This window comes from Acinetobacter sp. ANC_7655 (genome assembly GCF_056784015.1).
On sequence record NZ_JBWYJB010000007.1, the window covers coordinates 101,050 to 114,107 of the forward strand.

The 13,058-nt window shown below is 41.3% G+C and carries 13 protein-coding genes; 6 read left to right on the top strand and 7 right to left on the bottom strand.

Annotation, left to right across the window (positions count from 1 at the left end; translation table 11 throughout):
* Positions 1 to 65: 65 nt before the first annotated feature.
* The 5 genes from AC1M9N_RS09195 to gatC all read right to left on the bottom strand — a co-directional run bounded on the left by AC1M9N_RS09195 (position 66) and on the right by gatC (position 5,596).
* Positions 66 to 965, bottom strand: a complete 900-nt coding sequence (locus AC1M9N_RS09195) for an NADP-dependent oxidoreductase (protein ID WP_481954628.1) — start codon at positions 963 to 965, stop codon at positions 66 to 68.
* 385 nt (positions 966 to 1,350) lie between these two features.
* Positions 1,351 to 2,190 carry a DUF6236 family protein gene (locus AC1M9N_RS09200; protein ID WP_481954629.1) on the bottom strand — a complete coding sequence of 280 codons (840 nt, stop codon included), beginning with the start codon at positions 2,188 to 2,190 and terminating at the stop codon, positions 1,351 to 1,353.
* 92 nt (positions 2,191 to 2,282) lie between these two features.
* The gene (gene gatB / locus AC1M9N_RS09205) at positions 2,283 to 3,758 is read right to left on the bottom strand and encodes an Asp-tRNA(Asn)/Glu-tRNA(Gln) amidotransferase subunit GatB (protein WP_481954630.1); all 1,476 of its coding nucleotides are present in this window, start codon (positions 3,756 to 3,758) and stop codon (positions 2,283 to 2,285) included.
* Positions 3,758 to 5,236: an Asp-tRNA(Asn)/Glu-tRNA(Gln) amidotransferase subunit GatA gene (gene gatA, locus AC1M9N_RS09210; protein ID WP_481597676.1), complete on the bottom strand. Its 1,479-nt coding sequence runs from the start codon at positions 5,234 to 5,236 to the stop codon at positions 3,758 to 3,760. The genes gatB and gatA overlap by 1 nt, the downstream gene beginning before the upstream one ends.
* A gap of 45 nt (positions 5,237 to 5,281) precedes the next feature.
* Positions 5,282 to 5,596 (bottom strand): Asp-tRNA(Asn)/Glu-tRNA(Gln) amidotransferase subunit GatC, encoded by a 315-nt coding sequence (gene gatC, locus AC1M9N_RS09215; RefSeq protein WP_035269791.1) that lies wholly within the window; start codon positions 5,594 to 5,596, stop codon positions 5,282 to 5,284.
* Between the two features lie 133 nt (positions 5,597 to 5,729).
* Between gatC and AC1M9N_RS09220 the strand changes: the two genes are divergently transcribed.
* The 6 genes from AC1M9N_RS09220 (at position 5,730) to AC1M9N_RS09245 (ending at position 10,509) form a co-directional block, all read left to right on the top strand.
* The gene (locus AC1M9N_RS09220) at positions 5,730 to 6,776 is read left to right on the top strand and encodes a rod shape-determining protein (protein WP_035269793.1); all 1,047 of its coding nucleotides are present in this window, start codon (positions 5,730 to 5,732) and stop codon (positions 6,774 to 6,776) included.
* 30 nt (positions 6,777 to 6,806) lie between these two features.
* The gene (mreC, locus tag AC1M9N_RS09225; protein WP_035269796.1) at positions 6,807 to 7,664 is read left to right on the top strand and encodes a rod shape-determining protein MreC; all 858 of its coding nucleotides are present in this window, start codon (positions 6,807 to 6,809) and stop codon (positions 7,662 to 7,664) included.
* The gene (mreD, locus tag AC1M9N_RS09230; RefSeq protein ID WP_092766998.1) at positions 7,651 to 8,145 is read left to right on the top strand and encodes a rod shape-determining protein MreD; all 495 of its coding nucleotides are present in this window, start codon (positions 7,651 to 7,653) and stop codon (positions 8,143 to 8,145) included. The genes mreC and mreD overlap by 14 nt, the downstream gene beginning before the upstream one ends.
* On the top strand, positions 8,133 to 8,699 hold the full coding sequence (locus tag AC1M9N_RS09235) for a Maf family nucleotide pyrophosphatase (RefSeq protein WP_180028090.1): 567 nt from the start codon (positions 8,133 to 8,135) through the stop codon (positions 8,697 to 8,699). The genes mreD and AC1M9N_RS09235 overlap by 13 nt, the downstream gene beginning before the upstream one ends.
* Before the next feature lie 51 nt (positions 8,700 to 8,750).
* Positions 8,751 to 10,205: a ribonuclease G gene (gene rng, locus AC1M9N_RS09240; RefSeq protein ID WP_035269804.1), complete on the top strand. Its 1,455-nt coding sequence runs from the start codon at positions 8,751 to 8,753 to the stop codon at positions 10,203 to 10,205.
* Positions 10,206 to 10,341: 136 nt separating this feature from the next.
* Complete coding sequence (locus AC1M9N_RS09245; protein ID WP_171076802.1) at positions 10,342 to 10,509, top strand: PA1571 family protein; 168 nt, start codon at positions 10,342 to 10,344, stop codon at positions 10,507 to 10,509.
* A 52-nt stretch (positions 10,510 to 10,561) separates the two neighbouring features.
* Here the strand turns inward: AC1M9N_RS09245 and AC1M9N_RS09250 are convergent, their stop codons facing one another.
* Both AC1M9N_RS09250 and AC1M9N_RS09255 read right to left on the bottom strand, forming a co-directional pair.
* Complete coding sequence (locus tag AC1M9N_RS09250; protein WP_481591639.1) at positions 10,562 to 12,016, bottom strand: WS/DGAT/MGAT family O-acyltransferase; 1,455 nt, start codon at positions 12,014 to 12,016, stop codon at positions 10,562 to 10,564.
* A gap of 166 nt (positions 12,017 to 12,182) precedes the next feature.
* On the bottom strand, positions 12,183 to 12,917 hold the full coding sequence (locus AC1M9N_RS09255; RefSeq protein ID WP_481954631.1) for a phosphoadenylyl-sulfate reductase: 735 nt from the start codon (positions 12,915 to 12,917) through the stop codon (positions 12,183 to 12,185).
* Between the last annotated feature and the right edge of the window lie 141 nt (positions 12,918 to 13,058).

Here is a 13,058-nt window from a genome sequence, read left to right on the forward strand (position 1 = left end):
ATCATAATTCAAACTAGAAAAAAGGCAGGATGATATCCTGCCTTTTCACATTGTACGCATAGAAATTATTTGAATAGCAGCACACTTTTACCTTGCGTATGACCCTCTAAAATGTCTCGATAGGCTTGCTGTGCTTCTGTAAAAGGATATTCACGACTGACTGTCCAATTGAAGGTATTATTTGCAACGCCTTCGACCACGTGTTTTAAATTGGAAACATTACGTTTAACCCAGACCGCTTGAATTTTAGCGGATGACAGTTTTCGTCCTGCAATCGTGCCCATAAATCCGCCATTTTTCACTGTTGCCAATGAGGCTTGAGTGGCATCCTCGTTACCTGCCATATCAATCGAAGCATCAAATTGATCTGGATGGGCTTGTTTCAGACGCTCAATCAATCCTTCGCCGTACACGACAGGAATCGCCCCTAAACTGCGGATATAGTCTTGGTTTTTTGCTGATGCCGTTGCTACGACGGTAATGCCACGACTCACTGCCAATTGAATGGTGATTGAACCCACACCGCCTGATCCTCCGTGTACCAATAAGCTTTGCATTGGACCAATTTCATCTAAAATAGTCATCGCAGTTTGAGCTGCTCCTGCAATCGAACCTGCAATCGACCATTCTAGATTTTTAGGTTTTGCGACTAAATTGGCGAGGGGAACATCTATCACGGTTGCATGGGTAAATGCTCCACCAGAACCCAAAACTTCGTCACCGACTTTCCATGCACTGTTTTCAGGTACTTCTACGATTACTCCAGCAAATTCAGTTCCAAAGGTTTGTGGAAGTTGTGCATGTTTGAATTCGCCTGTCATGCGACGTGCATCAATGGGGTTAATCCCTGCGGCTTTGACTTGGATGCGTGCCATGTCAGGGTTTAATGGTGGGAGGGTGTAGTCTGTAAATTCGAGGACTTCGGGTTGTCCGTAGCTTTGTGCAAGAAGAATTGTACTGTTCATTTTTATTTGCCTAATTTGCAATGTATGGATTGATTATAGAGAGCAAAAGTAAGGGGATTGAAGAGCTAAAAATAGGACAGTGTTTTCTGATGTTTAGATTTTTTATTTTAAAAGATGCCTCTCCCTAGCCCTCTCCTGAGCGAGTTTTAAAGCAGTGCTTTAAAACTCGCTCAGGAGAGGGGATATTCATTACAAAATCGATAATGGTATTTACTTAGTAATGAAAGCTCCTTTTCCTTTTGGGATGAGCGACAATGTTGCGCAAGGGGGAAGAGGGTGATCAGATACCACGCATAAAGAAAGACTGTGAAAGTTGAATATGTCCTAAGTCTTTGAGTTTGGCGATGGAGCTTACTTTTTTGATGGTCATAATAAATTAACCATCTCAAATAATATTATTTTGTTTGGCTTTAACTAAATAATCGAGTTTTAAATTTCCTTCAGCAGATTTCAAAGTCCATTCTTTAGCAAATTTAAACTTTATCATTGATCTAACAGTGTTAGCGATAGTTAGTATAGGAAACGTGGTTGATGCTATGTCAACAACACTGGTTTTAATCATATCGGATAAAACTGTTTCATTAAATTCTAAGCTAACAGAATGATCAACACGTGAGGTTAAACGAAAACGCTCAAGCAGTGTGCGGTCTAAACTATGTATAGCTACTTTTAAATTATGAAATTCTTTTTTTCTTCTTAGGTCTTGGTCTTCACTCTTTAATATTTTTTCATAAATTTCATCTAAAGATTCATGTAATGCTATTAGTTCAGCCTTACGTTGCCTTTTGAAGTCTAATAAATCGTGAATTGCCACATTGTTTCTAGGTACAGGTAAAAGATTCTTTAATTCAGCTTTTAGTACGTCTTTATTTTTATACTGAAGTGGGTCATTGTCTTTGGCATTAAGCATGTGTACCAAAGTCCAATCATTGACTTGATCTTGTAGTTTTTTGTTTGCCACATAAGTATGTGATTGTTGAAGAATTGATGCTCCTGCACCTGAGTGAAATGGAGAGCGGACTAATTCTAAAATTCCTGCTTCGATATAATCTTGTTCATAAGGCAAGGCTAATTTAATAGCGCGTTGCTCAGGAACAGCTATTTTGTCCCAATATAGTGAAAAATATTGTAATTCTTGAGAGTTATATGACCTTTCAATAAATATATTATTATTTTCAACATCACACTTGATTAACGCAGGGGGGATGATAATACCTCTTTCCATATAATCATTTCTCTCTTTTAATTTTTTTATTATAAATTAGAATTTTAAAAAAAAACCCGCTCTAAAGCGGGTTTTATTAAAAAAAGATCAGATCAACCAATCAATTTCTTCATCAATTCATTCACTTGAGCAGGGTTAGCTTTACCTTTCGCTGCTTTCATTACTTGACCCACAAGACCGTTAAAGGCTTTCTCTTTACCAGATTTATACTCTTCAACCATCTTCTCGTTCGCAGCAAGTACGTCTTTAATAATCGCTTCAATTGCGCCTGTATCAGTTTCCTGTTTCAAGCCTTTTTCAGCAATGATCTCATCCGCAGTTTTGGCTTCTTCCCACATAAAGCCGAACACTTGTTTCGCAATCTTACCGTTAATGGTGTTATCCACAATACGCGCAATCATGCCACCCAATTTCTCTGCTGATACAGGAGAGTCTGCCAACTCTAAGCCCGCTTTGTTTAAAGCACCTGAGAATTCACCCATCACCCAGTTTGCAGCAATCTTACCTTGTGCAGCACCGCCCGCAGCCTTAACAACTTCTTCATAAAACTCTGACATTTCACGAGTCAATGTTAAAACGTGCGCATCGTATTCAGTCACACCAAAGTCCGCTACAAAACGCGCACGACGTGCAGCAGGAAGCTCAGGCATAGTCGCTTTAATCGCTTCGATTTGCTCATCTGCAATGATCACAGGCAACAAGTCTGGATCTGGGAAGTAGCGGTAATCGTTCGCTTCTTCTTTCGAACGCATAGAACGCGTTTCCATCTTCACAGGGTCGAACAAACGCGTTTCTTGGTCGATGGTGCCATCCCATTCCAAGATTTCCATTTGACGTTCAATTTCAACATTGATCGCTTGTTCAATGAAACGGAATGAGTTGAGGTTTTTAAGCTCACAACGTGTACCAAACGGCTGACCCGGACGACGTAAAGACACGTTACAGTCGGCACGGAACGAACCTTCTGCCATGTTACCGTCAGAAATACCTAACCAACGTACTAACGTGTGAATCGCTTTAATATAAGCAACAGCTTCTTCAACCGAACGCATATCTGGTTCAGATACGATTTCAAGCAAGGGCGTACCAGCACGGTTTAAGTCGATACCTGACATCCCTTCAAATTGGTCATGGATCGATTTACCTGCATCTTCCTCAAGGTGCGCACGGGTTACGCCAATGCGTTTAACTGTGCCATCTTCAAGTTGGATGTCGATATGACCCAACCCCACAATTGGGTTGTCCATTTGGCTGATTTGGTAGCCTTTTGGAGAGTCAGGGTAGAAATAGTTTTTACGTGCAAATACAGACGCTTGGTCGATGTAAGCATCGATACCCAAACCAAAGCGAATAGCAAGATCAACCACTTCTTTATTTAATACAGGCAGTACGCCCGGCATTGCCAAATCAACAAGGCTCGCTTGAGTGTTTGGGTCTTGACCAAATTCAGTTGAAGAACCTGAGAAGATTTTAGATTTAGTCGCAAGTTGAGTGTGAATCTCAATACCAATAACGACTTCCCAACCATCAATCAAATTTGATTTAGGTTTTGCATTGTTCTTCGCCATTATGCATTCTCCTCAGCAATTGCAGCGCGTTTGGTGTGCCAATCCGTTGCTTGTTGGTATTGATGCACCACAGACAACAATTGAGATTCTGACCAGTAATTTCCAATCAGCTGTAAGCCAACAGGTAAATTATTTTGATCAAAACCAACAGGCGCGTTAATCGCAGGAAGACCTGCAAGGTTGACCGCGATGGTATAGATATCGCCCAAGTACATTTCAACTGGAGAAAGGTTTGCACCAATCTTATACGCCGTTGTCGGTGCAGATGGCGCAGCAATCACGTCAACAGATTCAAATGCTTTTAAGAAATCTTGTTGAATTAAACGACGTACTTTTTGTGCTTTTACGTAGTACGCATCGTAATAACCTGCAGACAGCGCATAAGTACCAATCAAAATACGGCGTTGAACTTCAGCACCAAAACCTTCAGAGCGAGAACGTTTATATAAGTCCATGATGTCTTTTGGATCTTCACAGCGGTAGCCATAACGTACGCCGTCAAAACGTGACAAGTTAGACGATGCTTCAGCAGGGGCAATCAGGTAATAGGTTGGAACATATGCCTCAGTCATGTTGAGGTCAATTTCAACAAGCGTTGCGCCCATCTCTTCCAATTTTTTTAGAGATTCTTCAACACGTGCTTTAACGTCAGCAGCTAAACCTTCAACATTAAAGTACTGTTTTGGAATACCAATGCGTAATCCTTTTACCGATGTGCCGTTCAAGTTTGCAACGTAGTCATCAGCATCTTTTTGTACAGATGTTGAATCTTTTGCATCATGTCCTGCCATCACGTTCATAAGGTAAGCACAGTCTTCTGCTGAACGCGCCATTGGGCCACCTTGGTCAAGTGATGATGCATAGGCAATCATACCGAAACGTGATACACGACCATAGGTTGGTTTTAAGCCTGTAAGACCACAGAAAGATGCAGGTTGACGGATTGAACCGCCTGTATCTGTACCAGTCGCAAACGGTGCAAGGTCAGCTGCAACTGCCGCAGCCGAACCACCTGAAGAACCACCCGGAACACGGTCAAGCGCCCAAGGGTTCGCCGTTGCACCGAAGTAAGATGATTCTGATGTAGAGCCCATGGCAAATTCGTCCATGTTCACTTTACCTAAAGTCACTAGGCCCGCAGCTTTACCTTTCGCTACAACGGTTGCGTCGTACGGAGAGATAAAGTTGTCTAGCATTTTAGAACCAGCCGTGGTTTTAATGCCTTGCGTACAGAAAATATCTTTATGTGCAATAGGTAAACCAGTCAAAGTGGTCGCTGTACCTGCTTTGATCGCTGCATCAGCTGCATCAGCTTGAGCCAATGCTTGTTCAGCAGTCACAGTGACATATGATTTGACTTGCGCATCAATTTTTTCAATACGGTTTAAATAATGTTGCGTCAATTCACGTGAAGAGAATTTAGCGGTTGCTAAACCATCGATAAGTTCACGAACCGATAAGCGATGTAAATCTGTCATGAGAAAAATTCTTAACTAAAATTTAAATAGGGCAAAACTGAACAATTATTCAATTACACGTGGAACAAGATACAAACCGTCTTGCACAGCTGGTGCAACGGCTTGATAGTCATCACGATGGTTTTGTTCAGACACAGCGTCTTCACGTAATGGCTGCGGATGGTCAAATGGACTCTTTAGTGGCTCAACACCTTCGGTATCAATGCCTTTCAAGGTTTCCATCATTCCTAAAATTTTATTCAAACTTTGAGCATATTCAGCAGATTGAGTGTCATCCAAAGACAAGCGTGCTAAGTGTGCAATGCTTGAAACGGTTTGTGCATTTAAATCTGCAGATTGCTGAGCATCTGATGCTGACATGCTGTCTCACCTAATCAGTAATAAAAATATTCAAAATATCATGCGTTATAATAAGCGATTGACTTGTCCAAAGCATCACATTTAGTTAAAGTTGCCATCTTACGTCTATATAACGTTGAACTGAGAACGACCCGTGATTCTAAAACGACTAATTGGCTTGTTTTCGCCAGATCTAGCCATAGATTTAGGCACCGCTAATACACTAATTTATGCGCCAGGACGGGGCATTATATTAAATGAACCGACTGTTGTGGCAATTCGTCACAGTGGTTCACAAAAAATAGTTGCCGCTGTTGGCTTGGATGCTAAGCAAATGCTTGGTCGTACCCCTGCGAATATTTCTGCAATTCGTCCAATGAAAGATGGCGTGATTGCGGATTTCGAAGTCACTGAGACCATGTTAAACCAATTTATTGGTAAAGTGCATGAAAAGCGTCTTTTCCCACCAGCGCCGCGTGTTGTGGTGTGTGTGCCATGTAAATCAACTTTGGTTGAGCGTCGTGCGATTCGTGAGGCTGTATTCAATGCAGGTGCACGTGATGTACGTTTAATCGAAGAACCAATGGCAGCAGCGATTGGTGCAGGCATGCCAGTTGAGCAAGCGTGTGGTTCGATGGTCGTAGACGTGGGTGGTGGTACAACTGAAATTGCAATCATTTCATTGCAAGGTTGTGTCTATGCAGACTCATTACGCATTGGTGGTGATGTATTTGATGAACAAATTATTCATTATGTTCGTAAAGCACACGGTTGCGTCATTGGTGAAACGACAGCTGAAACCATCAAAAAAGAAGTGGGTATGGCACTTCCGGATGAAGATGGCAAAGTGCTAGAAATCGAAGTTCGTGGTCGTAACTTGGCGGAAGGTGTTCCTCGCGCGATTACGGTGACTTCTGATGAAATTACTCAAGCAATCACTGATCCATTGCAAAGCATTGTCTCTGCAGTGAAATCTGCGCTTGAACAAACACCTCCTGAGTTGTCATCAGATATCGCGGAGCGCGGTATTGTATTGACTGGTGGTGGTGCGTTATTACGTAACTTAGACAAGTTATTGTCACAAGAAACAGGTTTGCCAGTAGTAGTTGCTGAAGATCCGCTTTCTTGCGTAACACGTGGTGGTGGTAAAGTCTTAGAACTCTTTGACAACCCGAACCATGACATGCTGTTTGTTGGTTAATTTTCTGTAATTTAATTTAAGGACGAGGCGGTGCAACCGAATCTGTTTTCAAGACAACCGCCATCTTTTCGCTCTTTCATCATTGCAGTCATCGTGTGTTTGTTCGTGTTAATGTTTAATTGGCGCGCTCCACACTTGATTCAACCAGCAAGAGATGTCTTGTACGCGGCATACAATCCCATTTATGCCATTGCAAGTTATCCCGTTTTATCGAAAGAATGGCTCAGTCAACAAACCAAGTCTGAAGCGCAACTGCGTCGTGAGAATACTGCGATGCAGGCAGAGTTGCTTCAGGCTCAGGTTCGCCTTCAAAAACTCTCAGAACTTTCTGCTGAAAATACGCGCTTACGTGGATTATTGGATACACCTTTGATCATTGACGGTCGTATGGAAATCTCTGAGGTGATTGGCACAGATGCTGATCCATTACGTCATATCATTATCATTAACCGCGGTGCTGCGAGCCAACTGCGTGTCGGGCAAACGGTGTTGGATGATAACGGTATCATGGGTCAGATCATCAATGTTTATCCGCACAGTAGTCGTGTCATGTTGCTGTCTGATAAAGAACACTCTCTATCTGTACGTCTTGAAAACTCTGGCATGCGTGCCATTGTGTCAGGCACTGGTGATTTAGGTCGTCTGAAAATGGAATATGTACCGACCAGCGCTAACGTCAAAGTCGGGGACAAGGTGTATAGTTCAGGTTTAGGACAACATTTTCCTGCGGGTTATTTGGTCGGAACAGTATCCAAAGTTAAGCGTGAAAATACCGGTGAGTTTGCGCAGATAGACGTGAAACCTGCAGCTCAGTTGGCAGGTGGACACCATGTGGTGGTACTGTTCTCAGACTCATTAGCCATGGAGCAACCTCATGCTCAGCGCTAAAAAAATATCATCAGTTAAAACACGTGATCCTCTATGGATCATCGTGCTTTCAATCATTATTGGTTCGGTGTTGGTGGTGTATCCTCTGTCTTATACATTGGCAGGATGGCGACCGCTGATCATGTTGATGATTACGGTGTATTGGATCTTGCTTCAACCGACATGGTGTGGCGTTTGGTTTGCTTTTGCAGTCGGATTATTTACCGATTTACTGCTTGATGCACCCCTTGGATTACATGCCTTAAGCTTCGTTTTACTAACATTTACCATCCGTTGGTTTGTGCGTGAACGCCGTTTAATGACGTTTGGAAATACTTGGGCAATCGCTAGTGTTGCTATATTGGCACATCTGATTTATGTCCTGTTTGCACAAATTATTTCCGATATGCAATTTTCGATTACTCGTCATTGGCAGCCACTAATGAGCAGTATTTTAACTTGGCCCATCTTGTATTATTTGCTTAGAAAATGGCGAATTTAATCCTGGCGTCGAGCTCGCCTCGGCGTAAAGAACTGCTTGCACAGCTTGGACTTAAATTTGATATTTTTAGTCCAGAAATCGATGAGTCTGTACATGATGGTGAGCAAGCACATGATTATGTTCGACGTTTGGCAGAACAAAAAGCTCAGGTTGTTTTAGCACAATTTCCAGATGCGGTGGTCATTGCCGCAGATACAAGCCTCAGTTTAGATGGGCAAATTATTGGCAAACCTGACTCGAAGCAACATGCGTTTGAAATTTGGCAATCCTTGTCAGGGCGTCAGCATGAAGTTCTCAGTGGCCTTTGTGTGGCTTCACAACATAAAACAATAAGTACGGTAGTGAGCACAAAGGTTGATTTTCAATCACTCAGTCATCATGATATGGAAGAATATTGGTCAACTGGGGAACCTGTAGGAAAAGCAGGGGCTTACGCAATACAAGGAATCGCCGCAAAGTTCGTTCCTCGTATTGAAGGTAGCTACACCAATGTGGTGGGTTTGCCTTTACATGAAACATCACAGTTACTGAATCAAATATTGAAAAATGGTTAAGGCACTAAATTAACCTTTTAAAAAATTTTTATAATGTTTTGAGTGTTTTTTATGTCTGACGAGTTGTTGATTAACGTCACCCCAATGGAGTGTCGGGTGGCGTTAGTTGAAAATGGGACGGTCAACGAACTATTTGTTGAACGCAATGCTAAACGTGGTTTAGTCGGGAATATTTATAAAGCCAAAGTTGTACGTGTATTGCCTGGTATGCAAGCGGCATTTGTAGACATTGGCTTATCTCGTACTGCTTTTTTACATATCAATGACATGATTTGGCCTCGTAATCAACCGACGCCAAATGTATTTGATCTTCTGCAACCGGGTCAGATTCTGACAGTGCAGGTGATGAAAGATATGTTAGGCACAAAAGGTGCGCGTCTAAGTACTGATCTTTCCATTCCTTCTCGCTATTTGGTGATGATGCCTTATGGACATCATACTGGCGTGTCTCAGCGAATTGAATCAGAAGAAGAGCGTGATCGTTTACGTTCGATCATTGAGCGTATTCAAGCTGAACATAAGTTACCCGGTTCTGTCATTGTACGAACTGCAGCAGAGGGGATCGAAGAAGCCGCTATTGCGCAAGATATGGCGTATTTGGCAAAACTTTGGGAATTTATTCAGCGTAAACAAAAAAGTGTCGTGGTGCCATCACTTATCTTTGAAGAGCTACCACTTCCTCAACGTATCATCCGTGATCTGGCAAATGAAGATACGGTAAAAATTCAAGTCGATTCAAGAGAAGTGTTTGGCAAGCTACAAGAGTTCGTGGCTGAGTTTGTACCAAATATGGTTGATCGTCTGAAACATTATCCTGGTGAGTGTCCGATATTCGACTTATACAATGTTGAAACAGATATTCAAAAAGCACTGCAAACACGTGTTGCTTTAAAGTCTGGTGGTTATCTCATGATTGATCAGACGGAGGCCATGACCACTATTGACGTCAATACAGGCTCATATGTAGGTGGACGCTCTCTTGAGGACACCGTCTTTAAGACCAACATGGAAGCGACACAAGTCATTGTGCGTCAACTCAGACTGCGCAACTTAGGTGGAATTATCATTATTGACTTTATTGATATGCAAGAGGCCTCACACCGTGATGAAGTGCTTAAGCAATTTGAAAAAGTCTTAGAACGTGACCATGCAAAAACTAAAATCACTCAAGTGTCTGAGCTTGGCTTGGTAGAAATGACGCGTAAACGGACGCGTGAATCACTTGAACATTTGTTATGTGAGTCTTGTCCAACGTGTCAGGGACGTGGTTATGTGAAAAGTGCCGAGACTGTTTGTTACGAAATCTTTCGAGAGATATTAAGATATGCTCGAGATTTTGAGTCTCAGACTGACTTTACTGTCGTTGCGCATCCATCGGTTGTGGATCGATTATTAACCGTAGAAGCTGCGGCCGTCTCTGATTTAGAGCATTTTGTGAAACGTGTCATTAAGTTCCAAGTCGAAAATTTATACACGCAAGAGCAATACGATATCATTTTGAATTGAAATTGTAACAGAATATCGTTAAACACTTGTTACAACTGAGATTTTACATTCGATCTCGATTTCTCAATACTTAAGAAATCAAATCGAATAGCCAAAGACAGCGATGTTGTCTTAGCAAAGTGAGGTCAAAGTGGGTATGAATTTAACGGAACAATTAGCGGGTAGCCATCGTCAAATTGTGGATTCAAACAAAAGCGCTTGCTTGATGCTCAACGATCAAGGTCAAGAAGTTCGAGTTACACAAGCGATGGTCGTTTCGCTCTGTCAGCAATTAATCAAGCAGTGTCGTAATATTAAAAATTAAGGGGCCTTTTTAAAGCCCCTTAATTTTTTTGTAAATATCGAAATATACAGCCTTAAGCTGGTTTTTCATTTGCAACTTCTATATCCGCTACGACTTGTTTCTTTGTTACACTACGCTTAGTAGCCTTTTTCATAATCTGCGGTTTGTCATCTTCAGGTAGACCCACAATTTTTTCAAATCTTTGAATCTCATCTTCTAAATGGGTCAATAAATTTTGCATCTTAGGCAAAGCATTTCGACATGCGGTTAAACCGACTTCTAATTTATCCATATAACTGGTCATTGTAATATTCAATGCTTGACCATCAAGTACGATAGAAGCAGGGTAGAGTGCGTCCAAACGTGCACCATTCCAATATAGCGGCTCTTTAGGCCCTGGTACGTTAGAAATAACGAGGTTAAATGCCTGACGTTTAGGTGCTAAACCAGAGATGATATTTAAACCTGCAGGACCATATACGAAGGCACTATAGTTGAGAATCTGATCTGAAGTCATGCGTTTGAATTTTTGTTTCGCATTCATTACGCTACGACGAATAAGATCGAGTCGTTCTAATGGATCGGCTTTATGTGTCGCTAAGTTGGCCAGAATCATCGTTATACGATTTGACATATCTGAATCATCCGTACGAACGGAGACAGGAACCATAGCGATTAATGGTTTCTCAGGTAAAGCACTTTGACTGATTAAGTATTCACGCAAAGCACCAGAGCAAATCGCGAGAACAATATCGTTAATGGTCACACCCAGTGATTTTGAAATATGGTTGAGGCGCTTAAACTCATATGACTGAGCAGCGAAACGACGCGATGAGCTGACTTTTTGATTCAGAATACTACTTGGGGCTTGGAAACTAGATACATAGTCCGGATTACGTCCCATATCCTTAAAGACAGTTTCAGACAGCACTTTGAATACACCCGGTGTAGACTGCACTTGACCTTTCAAATTAGACAATATTTGTTTTGCACGGCTTACTTTAGGTGTTTTAAGTCGCTTAGCACGCGGACCTTCGACACACCATGGCGGAACGATACTTCTTGCATTTGGATCATGAGAGAGTGATTTTTCAATTAAACGCATGCCTGCAATACCATCGACCATCCCATGATGTATTTTGAAATACATGGCGAAACGATTGCCTTCAATGCCCTCAATGATATGACACATCCATAATGGCTTAGCTCGATCAATTAATGAACTGTGCTCTTGGGAAATGTAGGTGAGTAGCTCACGAATACGACCAGGATGTGGTAGAGCAATATGTCTGAAGTGATGATCAAGATCGAATTCAGTGTCTGTGTCCCAAAACAGTCCGTTTAATTTATTATTAAACGGTGGAATTGGAATAGATTTTGAGTTGCGAATATCTGCCACTAAATCTTGAATAAAGGTTGGTGGCGCATCTTCTGGAATTTCAAATAAAAATAATCCGCCAACATGCATGGGCTGTTGTCTTTTTTCCAAAGATAAGAAAATAAAATCAAGCGGGTGTAATGGGCGCATAGTCTAGGTTTGCCTCACTGCAAATTTCTAAAATTGTTTTTTAGAATTATCAATCCAAGAGATCAGTATAGACGTATTTGTTGGAGGGGGCATAAATTTTTTTAATGAATGGTCAGTACAAAAAAGCCACTTTAAATCAGTGGCTTAAAACTTTGTGAGACAGTTTTTACTTTTTTAAATTACCTGAATGTAAACCACATTCTTTATGCGTTGCTTCTTCCCACCACCAACGACCTTCACGCTCGTGCTGATTTGGAAGTACTGGACGCGTGCATGATTCACATCCAATTGAAATAAAACCTTTTTCATGCAATGGATTATATGGAATTTCCATCATGCGAATATAATTCCAAACGTCAGCACTCGTCCAATTCGCCAAAGGGTTGTATTTAATGAGTTGTTTACCTTCACCTGAAAAACCTAGATCAGCTTGAATCACTGGAATTTCAGTACGTGTACCCGGACTTTGATCTTTACGTTGACCCGTGATCCAACCATCAAGTGCTGCTAACTTTTTACGAAGAGGTTGAACCTTACGGATACCACAACACTCTTTATGATCATCTTGATAAAAGCTAAACAGTCCTTTTTCGTTGACCAGATTCTGAACAGCTTCAGCTTCCGGGAAACATATTTCAATGTTGATATTATAGTGCTTACGAACAGTCTCAATAAATTGATAAGTTTCTGAATGCAAGCGACCTGTATCTAGACTAAACACGCGAAAAGGTTTACCTAAATTTGCAGCCATATCAATCAATACAACATCTTCAGCACCTGAAAATGAAATGGCAATTTCACCTGTTTGATTTAAAGCTAAGGCTATAATTTCCGAAGGGGATTTATCTTCATACTCTGATGCAAGTGCATCAATTAAATCTATGCTTGGAATGGTAGTCATGAGAATCCTGGCGATATAGGCTTGGAAACAACAAGTCCTATATTAAAATATTTGATGTATATTTTAGTTGAATTCAGAGATTTATCTTATGAAATAAAAATAAATACTTATGAATAAAATAGATTTAAAAAATTACATCGA